General features: G+C 53.1%; 12 protein-coding genes. All 12 read right to left on the bottom strand.

The window, feature by feature from the left end:
- Window positions 1-205: 205 nt before the first annotated feature.
- Window positions 206-1627: a relaxase/mobilization nuclease domain-containing protein gene (locus tag MTP40_RS11190; protein WP_442900429.1), complete on the bottom strand. Its 1422-nt coding sequence runs from the start codon at window positions 1625-1627 to the stop codon at window positions 206-208.
- 48 nt (window positions 1628-1675) lie between these two features.
- Complete coding sequence (locus MTP40_RS11185; RefSeq protein ID WP_097777502.1) at window positions 1676-1933, bottom strand: hypothetical protein; 258 nt, start codon at window positions 1931-1933, stop codon at window positions 1676-1678.
- An 8-nt stretch (window positions 1934-1941) separates the two neighbouring features.
- Window positions 1942-2217, bottom strand: coding sequence for a hypothetical protein (locus tag MTP40_RS11180; RefSeq protein WP_097777503.1), 276 nt, complete (start codon window positions 2215-2217; stop codon window positions 1942-1944).
- A 109-nt stretch (window positions 2218-2326) separates the two neighbouring features.
- Window positions 2327-2659 (bottom strand): plasmid mobilization protein, encoded by a 333-nt coding sequence (locus MTP40_RS11175; protein ID WP_097777504.1) that lies wholly within the window; start codon window positions 2657-2659, stop codon window positions 2327-2329.
- Entirely contained in the window at window positions 2656-9900 is a 7245-nt protein-coding gene (locus MTP40_RS11170; RefSeq protein WP_442900428.1) for a DEAD/DEAH box helicase family protein, read from the bottom strand. Before MTP40_RS11170 ends, MTP40_RS11175 begins: the two co-directional genes overlap by 4 nt.
- A gap of 133 nt (window positions 9901-10033) precedes the next feature.
- Window positions 10034-10441 carry an arsenate reductase ArsC gene (locus MTP40_RS11160; RefSeq protein WP_097777505.1) on the bottom strand — a complete coding sequence of 136 codons (408 nt, stop codon included), beginning with the start codon at window positions 10439-10441 and terminating at the stop codon, window positions 10034-10036.
- Window positions 10442-10470: 29 nt separating this feature from the next.
- Window positions 10471-10920 carry a hypothetical protein gene (locus tag MTP40_RS11155; protein ID WP_097777506.1) on the bottom strand — a complete coding sequence of 150 codons (450 nt, stop codon included), beginning with the start codon at window positions 10918-10920 and terminating at the stop codon, window positions 10471-10473.
- A gap of 132 nt (window positions 10921-11052) precedes the next feature.
- Window positions 11053-12210, bottom strand: a complete 1158-nt coding sequence (iadA, locus tag MTP40_RS11150) for a beta-aspartyl-peptidase (protein ID WP_097777507.1) — start codon at window positions 12208-12210, stop codon at window positions 11053-11055.
- 298 nt (window positions 12211-12508) lie between these two features.
- The gene (locus MTP40_RS11145) at window positions 12509-12712 is read right to left on the bottom strand and encodes a transposon-transfer assisting family protein (RefSeq protein ID WP_217285584.1); all 204 of its coding nucleotides are present in this window, start codon (window positions 12710-12712) and stop codon (window positions 12509-12511) included.
- A complete protein-coding gene (locus MTP40_RS11140) occupies window positions 12702-13217 on the bottom strand; it encodes a YodL domain-containing protein (protein ID WP_249259388.1) in 516 nt (171 codons plus the stop codon). Before MTP40_RS11140 ends, MTP40_RS11145 begins: the two co-directional genes overlap by 11 nt.
- An 8-nt stretch (window positions 13218-13225) precedes the next feature.
- On the bottom strand, window positions 13226-14113 hold the full coding sequence (locus MTP40_RS11135; RefSeq protein WP_249259387.1) for an LPD16 domain-containing protein: 888 nt from the start codon (window positions 14111-14113) through the stop codon (window positions 13226-13228).
- A complete protein-coding gene (locus MTP40_RS11130) occupies window positions 14113-16155 on the bottom strand; it encodes a DNA topoisomerase 3 (RefSeq protein WP_249260098.1) in 2043 nt (680 codons plus the stop codon). The genes MTP40_RS11135 and MTP40_RS11130 overlap by 1 nt, the downstream gene beginning before the upstream one ends.
- Window positions 16156-16186 lie beyond the last annotated feature (31 nt).

Here is a 16186-nt window from a genome sequence, read left to right as displayed (position 1 = left end):
CCTGTGATATGCTACCCCCAGAGTAGACAGAGTAAAAAACAAAACTCTAAATACTCTGGGGGTAGCATGTCAATCTGTGTGGGGGTGCTGTTGCTATTGAAGGTCTGAAAGCAAATTCGACCGTTCAAAGTCGCTGTTTTTTTATTTTCCCGATCAATTTATCTTATCTATCCGGACATAGCAGTTACACGCCCGGTTCAGAAATTCATAATCGTGCGTGACGACAAACAGAATATTCATATCGGGTCTGAGTTTTCTCGGTGGTGCCCTTTTCCTCCGCAAAAAATCGTTCTGCATTTTTCTGTGCCCGAACCAGTTCCTGCATCTCGTTCCGTGCCTTGCGGTAGTCCGGGTAGGCTGCTTTCTTTTTGGTCAGCAGCTCTGCAAACTCCGCATCCAACTCCTTGACCTTAGGCAATTTTTGCAGTCCGGCCTCGTCAAAGGCAGTTTTCGCCGCCTTGTGCAGAGTGATCTCCTCTCGGTGGGCTTCCAAAAAGGCTTTGCTGTACCCGGCTTTCCGATAGGCGGCGTACACTTCACGGGTCTTGGCATAGTTGATAATGTGGGTTTTCAGGATAGCAATTTCTGTCAGCCTTGCTTCCGCTGCCTTGATGGAATCCCCCATAGCATGATAGCGTTCTGTTGCTGCCGTTGCACGTTCCCGCAGCTCCTCGGCACTGCTGATTTTCTGCTCTTGCAAGAACAGCAGAGTTTTGGACATCTCCTTCAGGTTGAACTTGGTTGCCCACTTTTTATAGCCGACACTTTTGCCCTCTGCCATTCTTCCCTGAATGTCCACCAGCAACTGGAAGGGCTGTTCTTTGGGCGGCTGCTTCTGGTACGGTTGGTGTTTCGCCTTGCCCTCCAGCACCGCCTTGATCTCGTCCTCACCATAGCCGGTGCCCAGAGTGCGGAACCGGATAAAGCGCTTCTGCCCTTTTCCCTTCACCGACGTGTACTTGCCACGCTTCGCCTCATAGCCCTGCTGCTCCAGTTTTTGCAGAAAGACTTCAAAATCCTTCGGCTGTTCTGCAAGGATGGTGTCGATGATTCCGCACAAGCGGTCACGATTACTCTCCTTGGGAGGATAGAGAACACGCTTCTGCCGTTCCCGGTAGGGTTTCTTCTCAATGATGGACAACTGGTGCTCTAAACAAATCAGGTCACTCAACCGCTGCACTGCCAACGCCGAAAAGAAAAAATCCCGAAACTTTCTGGTGCCATCCAACACTGTTGAGTTGAAGATCACATGGTTGTGGATGTGCTGCCGGTCTGTGTGCGTTGCCACCACAAAGGCGTGCTTGCCCTTGGTAAAGCGCATGGCGAGTTCGTAGCCTACTTTGTTAGCCTCCTCTGCGGTGATTTCCCCCGGACGGAAGGACTGCCGTATCTGATAAGCGATTACATCACTCTTCTGCCTGCGTCCGTTTACGAGATCGTACTGCCGCTTGGTAAGCATAAATTCTTCATCTGCTGTCAGGGCGCTGCAAGCATAGCTGCTGACAAACTGCCCCTGCTCGGTCTTGTCCGGGTTTTCAATATAGTCCGTGCGATTTTTCAGGCAGGCCGCAACGGTCATGCCCTTGTTTTTGTGCAGCGCAATCAGCCGTGTTGCTGCCAGCGTCATCACCCCCCCTATTGCAAAGAAAAATGCCGCCCGGAGGCGGCATCTGAATCATTCTTCTAGTTTTTTGCAGTTTGCTGCCCCTGCAAGATACATTGCTTTGTATCGGGCGCATTCCAGCTCGTTGCCGATCTCATCTAAGGCAAGATATTGCTTCCATGCTTCTTTGCTGATGACGTTCTGCAATGCTTTCTCGGCTGCTAGTTTGGCTTTTTTCAGCCGCTGATAGTTTTCGTCCTCACCCAGCATTTCAGAAAAGATCGTGCTGCTGTGCTCAGAATAATAATCCTCTATCTTCTGGTTTTCCATAGCATCCCTCACAATCCGGCAACCCAGCCACTAAAACGCTCTGCTGCATCTGCGATCAAAGCGCCCATAAAAATCAACACAAAACAAGCAAACTCTGCCACCAGTAAGATCAAAAACTGCAGCCACTCCCGGCAGTACAGCGTATAAAGACCGCAGCCGAAAATATACAGCATGGGCAGCGCCAGTACGAACGCCGACAGGTTCAGCGTCCATTTCAGCATCAGCGCAAGGAAAGCCGTAAGCAGCCAAAACGGGAAAACGATCATCTTAAAAACGAACCTCATATCTAGCACCTACCTTTCTTTCACCCCGATTATAAAGGTATCAACGATTGCGTTGCAAGGATGTCAACTGTTATGTAGCCCCCGCAGTCCTCCAACTGCGGGGAAAATTTTAGAGTTCTGCCAGCCGGGAGAGAATCTGCCGACCAATCTCAATTAACTCATCCAGCCGTTGCCGCAGGTCCTCCATGTCGGCGGCGTAGACCCGACCATTTTCATTGGCGGCTTTGGCGTACTGGTTCAGGTTGTTGCTGCACATCTGCAAAAGATACGCCATGCGCCGCAGTTGCGGCAGATCAAGGTTCAGGCAGTAGCCGTCCAGTGCCATCTTTCGGATATAGGCACTCAGGCTGCGGATGCCCATGCCCAGCATTTTTTCATAAATGCGGTTCTTCTCCGCTTTTGTGGTTCTTAAGATGATGATCTCGTCCCGCTTTTCCCTCACCGGGCATCACCGTCCTTGTCGTAATAACTGCGGAAGGGCTTCACCGGCTCCGGCTTGTCCGACTTTTCCTCCAGCGCTGCCAGCACCGAGGGGCGGCGAGAGACATTCTCCTGTTCTTCCTCGTCCTGTTCCGGCTCATGGCTCTTTTCGTCCACATCTAACTGAGCGTTCAGTTCCGCAAGCCGTGCGGACTTCTCTGTCAGTTCTTCCTCCTGTGGGAAGGGCTTTTCCACCTCAATCTGCGCCGCCGCCTGCTGCTGATGCAGAGTGGCTAGCTCATTCTCAGCAGAGTTAATGCGCTCCGGGAAGTTGTTCAGGGAGTTATCCAGACGGATAATGTTGCCCAGAGGGTCGGTGCCCAAGGGCACCGTGTACTTCCGCTGCCCTTTCAAAAGTGCCTGATACTCTGTTCGGAAAGCATCGAACCGCAGGGACAGTTCAAAGCCCCGGTAACTGCCGATGACTTTTTCCTCGGCGTTGGGCAACTCCGAACAGGCGAGCACCAGACGCTCACCGGCGGTCTTTTTCTCATCGTAGGTCACGCCCCTGATGGTCATGCCACAGAACTCCTCCTTGCCCTGCGGGTGGGCAGCGGCAAGCTGTGCATCGGCTTTCAGCCCGGCAATGTGGGCATTCGTTTCCTGAATGTCTGCCGGGAACTTGGTCAGCAGCTTGTCTTGTAGACGAAATTTCTGGCTCTGGTGGTCGGCTTTCAGCACCTTCAGCTTTGCGACCTGCACGTCCAAGTCCATCTTCTCCTTGATGAGCGGATTTCCAGCGCACAGTGCCTTGATTTCCGCATAGGAAAGTGCCTGTTCGTCTACATCTTCGCAGGAGCGCACCGGGGATTTACTGGTCATAATCTGTGAGATAAATCGCTGTTTATTCTCAAGGGTCTGATAGAGGTAGCTGTCAAATGTCCCTTCCGTGACGTAATTGAACACCTTGACTTCCTTATTCATATTGCCCTGACGGATGATGCGACCATTGCGCTGGGTCATGTCGCTGGGCTTCCAGCCAACATCCAGATGATGCACCGCCACAAGTCGGGACTGGACGTTGGTGCCCGCTCCCATTTTTGCCGTACTTCCGAGCAAAACTCGCACATCGCCAGAGCGCACTTTGGAGAACAATGCCGCTTTTTTCGCCTCGGTGTCGGCGTTGTGGATAAACTCGATCTCGTTTTCCGGCACACCGGCGGCAACCAGCTTCTTGCGAATGTCATCGTACACGTTAAAGTTGCCGTCGTTTTTCGGCGTCGAGAGGTCGCAGAACAAAAGCTGGGTCAACTTCTGGTCTTTGCCTTCCTCCCAGATCTTCAGCACGTTCTGCACACAGACGTTCAGCTTGCTGTTGGGGTCATCGGGCAGCATGGGGTTCATCAGGCGAACGTCCAAGCCGATCTTTCTGCCGTCATTGGTGACGCAGAGCATATTGTCCACGGAGGCATCTACTGCACCGGAGTGGATTTCTGCAGCACGTTTGCTCAGTTCCTGCACCATTTCCTTTTGAATCTCCGAGGGTTTTGCCACCACGGTTTCAAACTTTGCTTCGGGCACAGGCAGATGAAGCTGGTCGGATGTTTTAATGTCCGCAACCTCCTTGAACATGGACATCAGTTCCGGGAGGTTGAAGAACTTGGCGAACCGGGTACGAGCACGGTAGCCCGTACCTTCGGGGGCTAATTCGATGGCGGTGGTGGTCTCGCCAAAGGTGGATGCCCAGCAGTCGAAGTGGGTCAGCTTTTTCTGCTGGAGGGTGCTGTACTGCAGGTAGCGCATGACCGTGTACAGCTCGGTCATGGAGTTGCTCACGGGCGTTCCCGTGGCAAATACCACGCCACGCCCGCCGGTGATCTCGTCCAGATAGCGGCACTTGCCAAACATATCGCTGGATTTTTGCGCTTCGCTGGTGGATAATCCCGCGACATTTCGCATTTTTGTCGTGAGGAACAAATTTTTGAACGCGTGTGACTCGTCCACAAACAGGCGGTCAACACCCAACTGCTCGAAGGTAACTACATCGTCCTTACGCTCATCGGAACGCAGTTTTTCCAGCTTGGCTTCCAGCGTTTTCCGGGTCTTTTCCATCTGCTTGATGGAGAAATTCTCGCCTGCGTGGACTTTCAGCTCATTGATGGCGGCAAGCGTTTCATAAATTTGCTCCTGAATGATACGCTCCTGCCGCTCAAAGGACAGCGGAATGCGCTCAAACTGCGAATGGCCGATGATGACCGCATCGTAGTCGCCGGTGGCGATGCGGGCGCAGAATTTTTTGCGGTTGGCGGCCTCAAAGTCCTTGCGCCGTGCCACCAGCAATTTGGCGTTGGGGTAGAGGTTCAGAAACTCGCTTGCCCACTGTTCCGTCAAATGGTTGGGCACCACAAAAAGACTTTTCTGGCACAGTCCCAGCCGTTTGGCTTCCATAGCAGACGCAGCCATTTCATAGGTCTTGCCCGCACCAACTTCGTGTGCAAGCAACGTATTACCGCCATAAAGCACATGGGCAATGGCGTTGCGCTGGTGTTCCCGGAGGGTGATTTCCGGGTTCATGCCCACGAATTTGATGTGGGAGCCATCGTATTCACGGGGTCTGGTGCTGTTGAACAACTCATTGTACTGTTTTACCAGCGCAATGCGCCGCTGAGGGTCCTGCCAGACCCAGTTGGCGAAAGCATCCTTGATGACCTGCTGTTTCTGCTGTGCCAGCATAGTCTCCCGCTTGTTCAGCACACGTTTGGGTTTGCCCTCGGCATCCTCGATGGTGTCGTAGATGCGGACGTCTTTCAGGTTCAGGGTCTCCTCCAGAATCTTGTAGGCGTTGGCACGGGATGTGCCGTAGGTCTCGGAGGAGATAATGTCGCCCCGCCCCGTAGCCGTTTTGCCCTCCACACGCCATTCTGCGGTATAAGGAGAATAACGCACTTTGACCGCGTGGCGCAGATAGTAGGGGATCTGGAAAGTCTCGGTCATAAACTTCTGGATAACGTCCGGGTCCAGCCATGTTGCACCCAGCCGCACATCAATTTCGGAGGCTTCCAACTCTCTGGGCTGCGCCTTGGTCAGCGCATCCACGTTGACAGCAAACTCCGGGTTCGTTTCGGCGGCAAACTGCGCCATCCGCAGCTTTGCCCGGACATCGCCGGACAGGTACTCGTCTGCCATCTGCCAGCCTGCTTCCGGGTCGGTGGGGTCGGCGGCAGGGTCTTTGAAGATCACGCCGGACAATTCGGTGGTAATGCGCCCGTACTCGCCGGGTGTGCCTAGCAGTTCTGCCATATAAGGCAAATCGACCTTACCATGCTCACCAATAGATACTGCCAGTGCTTCGCTGGGGGTATCCACACTGGTGACGGTGCGCTCCGGGCGGATGGTGCGTTTCGTAAACATCGCCGCCTTGGATTTAAGCTGTCCCTGCTCGTCCAGATTTTCCAGCGAACACAGCAGATAGTAGGAGGAATCCTGCTCAAACAGCCGCCCGTTTTTGCGGTCGTTCAGCAAGCCGTATTTGGCGGTAAAGGCATCGTAGGCGGCGTTCAAACGCTCCTGTGTTGCCTTGATGTCCTCGTCCGGGTAATCGTTCAACTGCTGTTCAATCAGCTCGTTGACGATCTGCCGCAGTTCCACCATGCCGGTGACACGCCCCTTGGCGGTGTCGGACAGCTCCACCTGCGTCATCACGGAATTTTCCCGGTAGAAAACCTCGCCGTTCACCACGGTGTAGGAGAAATTCTTCACTTCCGGGTCGGCAGGCAGGGTGCGCCGGGTGGTTTCTTCCTCAGCAATGTCGGGAGCGTCTATCTCGGCGGCGGTATACTGCCCCTCGATGTGCTGCACCGCTTCGGCAAGTTGATCGGCAAGGTTTGCGCCCTCAAGGGGCGCAACCGTCAGTTTCTCTCGTCCGTATTGGGTGCTTTCGGTGGTCAGTTCGCCCAGCACCATCTCCGGGTGGTCTACGAAATACTGGTTGATGGCAAAGCCATCCTCGGTCTTGCCCAACTGCACCCATGCAGGTTCGATGTCCGCAGGGCGGTCACGCTTCTGCAAAAAGATAATATCGCTGACAACATCCGTGCCTGCATTTGCCTTAAACGCATTGTTGGGCAGACGGATAGCCCCCAACAGGTCAGCACGCTCTGCCATGTGTTTGCGGGCGGTGCTATCCTTGCTGTCCATGGTATAACGAGAAGTCACAAACGCCACAATGCCGCCCGGACGCACTTGGTCGATGGCTTTCGCAAAGAAATAATTGTGGATGCTAAATCCCAGCTTGTTGTACGCTTTATCGTTGACCTTGTACTGACCGAAAGGCACGTTGCCCACCGCCAAATCGTAGAAATCACGGCGGTCAGTGGTCTCAAAGCCAGCCACGGTAATGTCAGCCTGCGGATACAGTTTTTTCGCAATACGCCCGGTGATGCTGTCCAGTTCCACGCCGTACAAGCGGCTGTCCTGCATGGTGTCCGGCAGCATTCCAACGAAGTTGCCCACGCCCATAGACGGCTCCAAGATGTTGCCAGACCGGAAGCCAATCTTTTCGACTGCATCATAAATAGAGCGAATCACCACCGGAGAGGTGTAGTGAGCATTCAGAGTGCTGGAACGGGCGGCGGCATACTCGTCCTCGGAGAGCAGCCCTTTCAGTTCGGCGTACTCTTTTGCCCAACTATCTTTGCCGGGGTCAAAGGCATCTGCCAAACCGCCCCAGCCTACATACTGGGAAAGCACCTGCTGTTCCTCGGCGGTGGCACCCCGATGCTCCTGTTCCAACTGAAACAGAGTGCGGATGGCTTCAATGTTCCGCGCGTACTTCTGCTTAGGACCTCCGATACCCAAATCATCATCCGTGATGTGGAAGTTCCCGGCAGGCTCCGGCGCAGGTTCAGCATTCAGGGCTTCATCCAAGGCAGCGGCATCTGGGAAGGTCTGCACCTTTCCGTCCATCACGGCAGAAATGGGCAGCGCATCCAGTTCTTCGTCCGTCAGCTCCGGCATGACCTGCCGCAGACCGTCCTCGAATTGTTGCTTATTGATTACTTCGTTATCCCACGACTGTCCCTGTGCGCTGGTGTCAATGCGAACATCCGTTTCGCCTACATAGCCGATTTTGCCTTCGATGGTTCGGGTAGGAAGGTCAACGATAACATCGTCCCCGACCTTATAATCAACGACCTTTTCGGGAGCAGCGTCAAGGGCCTCGTCCTGCTGTTCGTACAATTCCCGGACAACAGATAGCGGTTCTTCCCGAAAAATTGGCATCCGCAGGTCGGCCAGTGCCATATCCTGCAAGGAAACCTTGCCCTTATCAAAATCCACTCCGTCAATCCGAAATTTCCGGCCATCCATATTGATGATGGAGCCGATGGGCAGATAGTCCTCTTTGTGCAGATGTTTAGTCTGGTGATGAGTCCCATCTTCGTTCAATCCGGCAAGGTAAACATTATTGCCCGCAGACCACAATTCTTTTGACTTTCTTGCCCATAAGCTAGGTGGAAAGCCTGTGACCTGAACTTCGCCCAGTGCTGTTTCTCTCGTAAACAAAGCACTGTTGAGAACTTTTGCGACCTTGGCAGCATCTTCTCCATAGAACATAAAATTGCCGCCAGCTTCAAATCCAACCAGAGTATCCGGGTGCTGCGCCTTTAATGCAGTGTATTCGGCTGCACTGGCGGCGTTCAGTTCAAGGGGAAAGTCGATGGCTCTTCTTTCTTTGTCCGACAGGTAGCGGTCAGACTGAATCATCAGGTCAATATATTTTTCGACCCGATCCCAGCGGAGAAGCACTTTCTGATGGTCGGGATAATGCTCAAACGTTAGACCCTTGCTGTCATGGTCAAGCCAACCACTGCTTCCGTCCAGATAAGTGTGTGAAGAACCGCCGGGGCCATACGGTGCATATTCTTTGGCAAGAGCTTTTGCCCGGAGTTTTCGGTCAGGCTGCAACTGATAAATTTTCCATATCCGAAGTTTGCTGCCTTCAACATTGGAACCTCTCCGCAGCGCGTTTTCAATCTCCGCCTGCGACAAAACAAAAGCGGAGGGCGATTTTTCGCTCTCCGCTTGGTCGATGGATTCAATTTGTTTGGCTTCGGTGGGAATGTGGGCATCGAAGAAACTTAACTGTAAATCAGTTCGTTCAGCACCAGTTCCTCGGCCTGTGCTTTCAGACTGTTCATGTGCTGCACCCACCCCATCTGATGCTGCTCCTTGTTCGGAGCCGGGTTCTGCTTCAGCAGTCCCTGCATGGTCTGCTGCATCTGGCTCTCTGCCGTCTGCTCCACCTCCATCAGGTGCGGGTACAGGCTCCCCGACAGGAGCATCGTGTTGTACAGTACCGGATGCTGCTGCTTCAGAAAGTTCAGGCGCATCCTGCCGTACTTGCCCAGCGGTTTCCGGGGCTGGTTCAGGGTCAGGTTCGGGAGCTGGTAGTCCCCGACGGTCGAGTAGGTCACGTTCCTGCTGTTCATATTCATACTGGCTCCTTTCTACATTGCGGCGGCGGATTGTTGTTTTTACGGTGCGCTCGATATTCCGCAGCACCTCCCGGCTCATGTCGCTGACCGCTGCGCCGAGGGCAAAGACGGCATCCGGGGTTGAAAAATTGTAGATTGCCTGAAAATCGTCCTTGTCGAACCACCCTGTCGGCTCAAAGCCGCAGCGTTCCAGCAGCGTGTAGGTGACGCTGATGGCGGCGGCGGACTTGAACTGCATCTCCACCCCGGCATCATCATAATCCATCAGCAGCGAGCCGTCAACGATGGCGCGGACGTCCCCGCCGTTGTTGTCCCAGTAATCTGCCACCAGTTTCCCTGCAACGTCCGCAAGCTGCTGGCTGATACGCTCTCCGCTGATGCCATAGGTGGCGGCGAGCATTTCCGAAACCGGCTGTTTCAGGTCATCGTTGTACTGCCACACCTCCGGATCACGGGAATTGCGGCGCACCCCGGTGTCCGACACATCGAAAACGTAGTGCAGTCGGGGAAATCCGCTGGATTCGTCCAGCAGAGCGATGCCCTTGGCACCCCGGCGCACATAACGGTTCATCCTGTTGTTCCAGATGTCAAAGTCGGCGCAGGCAGTGGCATCCGGGCGCTGAGCATAGATCATCAACTGGTCCGCAAAAGGGTACTTGTACAGCCGGGATGCGGTTGTCAGGTAGTCCGTCCAGCTTTCCCAATACCGGGTCAAGCCGTTCGCCGTGCGCTGGGCAAGGGCGAGATATTCTTCGGTTTTGCTTGGCATAGCGTTCCTCCCTTCAATCTCGTTGTAAACAAAAAAGCGAGCGGCCTTTTCAGGTCACTCGCTTATGGAATTAAAACTGGTTTTAGTATAGCATGAATCGAAGCGTTCTATCAAGACCTCACTTTTGAGGGTTTCAAAAACTGGAACCGCAAAGTTTCGATTTCAAAGCAAGAACGTTCTGACGAATCTGCTCTATGACTGCTTTGAATTCATCATCGCTTTTTCCGGTAGGGTCATCCAGACCCCAATTCTCATCAAAAGGTCTGCCAATAAACGGGCAGCTGACATTGCAGCCCATGGAAATAGCGATATCCGGCTTTGGAATTGCAGAAATCAGCTTGGAATACTGTGTCTTTTCCATGTCGATGCCATATAGTTCTTTCATCAGGCGCACAGCATCCTGATTGATCTGCGGTTTGGTTTCGGTTCCAGCCGAGTAGCTTTCAAACACATCTGCGGCCAGTACCTTGCCAAAGGCTTCGGCAATCTGACTGCGGCAGGAATTATGGACACAGATAAAGGCGATTTTGGGTTTTGACATATAGGTGTTCCTTCCCCACAAACTGGAAGTTATCGCTTTGTTTCCAGCTCTACATTTTTATAACTAATTGCGATATGGCACGGAGCAAAGATAACAGCAGCCACTATTAGAGGGATATAACGACTCAATATTCCGCTCGCCAAAAAAATCACTGACGGAATAATTGATAATGCCAGTGCTCTGAAAATGCTGTTCCTCTTAAAGCAAATAATCCAGATTAAACAGTATGCTGCTAATAACACAACATTAACTATTAAATATAAGGAAAAACTCTCATCTGGCGAAAAGCCAAATCCACATCTCGGGATTATAAATACCATAAAGCCAAAACAACCCATTCTACCTATCTGCTCCAAGACTTCCACGAACTTATTTTTCCAAAGATTCTGAAATCCGTCCTTATTTATGGATGCAAAAATTATATTTGGAATCATTATAACAAGCATAAATGCAAGTCCATAAAAATTTATCCAGTTCATATATTCCCTCCTCCATAAATCCCGATTTGTCAATCAAAAACAGAAAGAAAAATATTTTTATTTCTTTCGGGTATCCTTCTGCTGAACTGCCAGCATAAGCAATGATCTTAACTAGAGGATATAAAATCCGCTTTACTCTTCGAATCTTCCCTTCATGCGCAGTTCCTTCTGCCACAGCGCGAGCTGTCCTCGCGCGAAGAGGCTGTCGATCTCGAGCTCTTCATCCAGTACGAGGAGATCTGCGTCGGCGCCTGCGGCGATGCATCCCTTTCGGCCATCCTGCGCGAGCAGAGTCGCCGGTGTGGTCGTCAGAAGCTTCAGTGCCTGCTCGAGCGGCATGCCCATGCGCACCAGCGCCCGGATGGTTTTATGCAGGTACTTCGGCGACGCATAGGTCAGTCCCACGCACTCGCCTGCGTCGTTAAAACGCGGCTGGCTTCCGTAGGCGTCACTTGACAGGCTCACATGATCCGGATTTACGCCCTCGCGGTGCAGTAAATCAAAGAGCTTTCGGGCATCCTCTTTCACCGCCACCTCATCCGAGCCGGCGGTACAGTCGATGTAGCCGCCTCGCTTCACGAGCTCTACGCCAGCGTCGATGAGCTCTGGTGAGCGCAGCATATGCGTCGGGAGCAGGTTCTTCGCCGGTACATCCGAGTGATCCAGTACGTAGAAAATCGGATCCAGCTTCGCCTTCCCGCTGCCCATGTGCATCGTCACGAGCCCCGGTGTGCCGCTTAGCAGACCGGCGCGGCGTGCAGCTGTTGCCAGTGCGATCAGCTCCGCTCCACCCGGATTCGAGCTTCGATGATCAGATACCGCGACCTTCACACCGATCATCGGTGGGATCAGAACGATGTCCCGCTCGACGCTGCCGGTGAGTGTCGTCGGCGGGTAGCCATAGGACGAGGTCAATGTATACACCGTCATGCCTTCTTCTGTCAGTGCACGGGCCTTCGCCACCAGGTTCTCGAGGCTTCTCGTGATGCCGTCCGTGCCCAGAAGCCCGACGACGGTCGTGATACCATTCTTAAAAAAGGTGCTGAGTGAAGACTCCGGCACACGGGAAGCCGGACCCTGCTCTCCGCCGCCACCGGTGATATGCACATGCAGATCGATGTAGGCCGGCACGAGGGTCTTTCCCGAGAGATCATAGACATCGACATCCGGAAGTTCATCATAACCTGTGATTTCTTCCGCGATTCGGAGGATCCTCTCCCCCTCGATCAGCACATCCCTTTTACCGAGAGGAGCTGGTGTGTAAACATTGGCATGCTTTAATAATTTCATAGAATCATCCTTTCTATGGCTTCGTGTTCTGGCCTTGATTGAGGCGATGTTTTATATGGACATGAGCTTACATCTATCTAGTATAAATTTTGACACGGCTTATGTCTGTACGTAAAATATGATTTTCGTGATTTTACGGAACCATTATAGACATTCTTTACTCAGATTTTACCTATTCTATGTGTTTTTTTATTTTGCAGAATTATCATACAGATAAATCCCGATTTGTCGAGTTCAGTATACCACACCGAATCCCATTGTAAAAGAGCCTATGTATGCCGCCCGCAGGCGGCGAAAGTCAGTCCGGGGGAAATTCCAACTCGCCAAACTCCGCATCGGTCAACAGTTTCAGCTTTTCGATAACACCTTCCGACAACTCCCGCAGGGCGGTTTCATCGGGCATCAGGTAGCACTGCATAAGCCGCAACTCGTGAATAAGCCCCAGCCGGGTGCCGGTGTTGTAAAGCATCATCAGCATGAGTTCTTCATGGTTAAAGTTCATGTTCAGCCCTCACTTTCCGGCATACCGTGGGATTGCACTCCGGGGCATCGCACTTTTCCTTGAGATTCATCAGCACCGAAGGGCGTTCCGGCTGCTTGTCCAGAAACCCCTGTAAATCTTTGAAGCCGATGCTGTCCACATAATGCACAGACACCTCGCCATTGCGTTTGAGTGCGATCACATCGCTGACCGACAGGCTGTGCCCCTCAAAATCCTGCGGACGGGAGAGGTTGAACATCTGAAATAGTTCTTCCAAAATCTCGTTGTTCGGCACATCCTGCCACATGGCGGGCAGATCAGCATAGTAGGTGATCTCGTAATGCTCCGGGTCGGGCGTTTTGCCTCGACGATTCAACTCCCGCATAGAAGCAAATCTTTCATCGAAGATTTTCTCGTCATGCCGCAGCTGCATCACCATATAAACATCGCATCCTGCGTTCAGAAACTTCTGCGGGATGTCCGTCATGGGTTCACCGTCAAAATTCTGGTTCCATTTTTGCTGCATCGTCCACCTCACAGTTCTGGCGCAGAACGTGCAGAGGATTTTGGCGCAGACGTATCGCTTGCCAGTTCTGCCAGCTTTTCCAATGTGGAAGGGCGGTGGTCTGCACTCAGTTCCTCGGTTTCCGCAACTTTGTCCATGACGGCATCGTAGTCCTGCAACAGCCGTCGCCCCTTTTCCATGTGGTGAGTTTCCAGAATCTGCTCACGGGCTTCCTGAATAGTCAGCTCCGGGGCATCCAGCTGCCCACCGTCCATCACAGAATAATCGCTGTGGTAGAGGGTGTAGTCCCATCCATCCTCACAGGACTGGATGGCAAGGTAGCCTTTGCCGCCCAGTTCCCACGCCGCCTGCTCGTCCTGTGTCTGAATCTCCGGGTAGAAGTCTGCATGGTTTCGTTCCATGACTTCGGCAAACTGGCAGATGTGGAACACATTGCCCAGACCGCCCATGTCAAAGTGATAATCATCCAGATGTTCCACCCGTGCCGTAAAACTGCGCCCATCCGGGTAATCCACCTGAATCACGCCGCCATCTGGAATGCGATAGAGGTCATCATAGTGGCTATTGATGAGCCGAATGTCTTTCGGCAGCGTTTCCGGCTCCCAGATGCGCCGTCTGCCGATGCCTGCCTGCGGAATGTTTTCGAGGATCTTTACGCTTTCCTGTTGGATGACCTTGCGGTCATAGTCCGAAAGTTCAAACAGATACCAGTTCCGGGCGGCAGAAATGGCGTTCCTGCCATCGGGTGGCAGGTTCTTTTCCGAGATCTGCCCGCTTTCCAGCGGCTCACCAGTTACCTTGTTATAAGTGGCAAAGCCGACCCCTGCACCGTTTTCCCGGAGATGCAGATAGCGTTCATCGTTGATAAGGTAGACCGCTTCTTTTATCTGCTCCATCAGCACCCACCTTCAAATTCCAGCGAAAACTTGCTGCGGCCATCAGCTTCACAGGACAGCAGCACGGTGGCATTGTAGGTCTTGCCCTTGGCACTCTTGCAGTCCTTCAGCCGGACCCGACCATCCCGCAGCAGCTTGTCTGCCACATGGGCGTCCAGACGCTTGCCCAAACGCTTAAAGAACGCATTGTCCTTCCACAGCACGAAACAGCACTCTCGGTTCTCGCAGAACCAGCCCTTTTCACGCTCCACAACATTTGCACCGCAGTTCGGGCAGATACCAATAATCTTGTTTTTCATAAGCGCATTCGCTCCTTTTTTCATTTCCGTGTTCTTTACCAGTTCGGTAATCATCGTATTGATCTCGGTCATAAATTCGCTCGGCTCCATTTCGCCACGTTCGATTTGCAGCAGCTTTGTTTCCCAATCGGCGGTCATTTCCGGGGATTGGATTTCTTCGGGCATCACAGTGATGAGGGCTTTTCCCTTATCCGTGGGCAGCAGAACCTTGGTTTTCTTTGTGCCTTTGCGTTCCAGAAAGCCCTTCTGTACCAGTTTTTCGATGGTGGCGGCTCTGGTAGCCGGGGTGCCGATGCCCTGACGTTCCACGCCCTCCGGCATACTGTCTGCACTGGCGGTTTCCATCGCATGAAGTAGAAGGTCCTCGGTAAAATGCTTTGGCGGGGTCGTTTGACCTTCTTTCAGTTCAGCATTGAGGATGCCGCACTCGTTTTCCGCTGCGTTGGGCAGGGCGGTGAGTTCCTGTTTCCGGTTCAGGATATCTGCCAGCACCTTGCGTTCCACCGCTTTCCAGCCTTCCTCCAGAATCTCCTTACCTTTGGCAGTAAACTTCTCTCCAGCACATTCGGTGGTCAGCAGGGTTTCCAGATACCGGAAGGGCTTGCTCACCGCCATCAGCGTCCGGGCGATGATGAGTTTCAGAACGTTCTGCTCGCCCTTGGGCAGTGCGTCCAGATCGGCTTGCAGCATACTGCGGGTGGGCAGAATGGCGTGGTGGTCGGTGACTTTTTCCCTGTTGACGGTGCGCCGTGTCCGGGTCACAGCCTCGTCCACATCTTCCGGGGCAATGTCGAGAAAACCTTCCAACTCCTCGGTCAGTTCCTCCAGCATTTCCTCGTCATCGTCGGTGATATAGCAGCTATCAGTTCTGGGATAAGTGGTAAGTTTCTTCTCATACAGGCTCTGCACATAGTCCAGCGTCTGCTGTGCGCTGTATCCCAACAGGCGGTTGGCATCTCGCTGAAGGGTGGTCAGATCGTACAGCGGCGGCGGATTTTCAGATTTTTCCTTGCGGGTGATGCGCTGGATCGTTGCTACCATCTCCTTTCGGCAGGCTTCCAGCAGGTTTTCGGCAACGGATTTTTCGGGAATGCGGCGGCTGGATGCTGTGCAGCCACTGGTCAGTTCCAGATCCACCGCGTAGAACTTCTCCGGCACAAAGGCGGCAATGGCAGCTTCCCGAACCACCGTCATGGCAAGCACCGGGGTCATAACACGACCTACCGCCAGCGGTTGACCGTACAGGCACGAAAAAAGCCGGGAAGCGTTAATGCCGACCATCCAGTCGGCGCGTTCCCGGCATAAAGCCGCCTCATACAAGGCATCGTATTCAGTTGACGGTTTGAGATGGGCGAAACCTTCCCGGATGGCGTTTTCCTCCATGCTGGACAGCCACAGGCGAGAAAAGGGCTTTTTGCAGCCTGCTTGCTGGTACACCAAACGGAAGATCAGTTCTCCCTCGCGTCCTGCATCCGTAGCACAGATCACGCTGTCAACATCCGGGCGGTGCATGAGCTTTTGCAGGATGCCAAACTGCTTTTTGGTGCTGGCAGACACCAGATACTGCCACTTCTGCGGTAGGATGGGCAAGTCTGCAATGCTCCACTTGACGTATTTGGCATCATAAACATTGGGCGGTGCCAGTTCCACCAGATGACCAACGCACCAGCTGACGAGATAGCCGTTGCCCTCAAGGTAGCCGTCCTGCCGGTTGGTTGCACCGAGGACTTTGGCGTAGGACATGGCAACCGACGGTTTTTCTGCCACGATCAAT

Origin of the sequence: Faecalibacterium sp. IP-3-29, assembly GCF_023347335.1 — a bacterium.
GTDB classification, from domain to species: domain Bacteria; phylum Bacillota; class Clostridia; order Oscillospirales; family Ruminococcaceae; genus Faecalibacterium; species Faecalibacterium duncaniae.
Note: the sequence above shows the minus strand (reverse complement) of the source record. Positions and strands in the feature narration are given on the sequence as shown.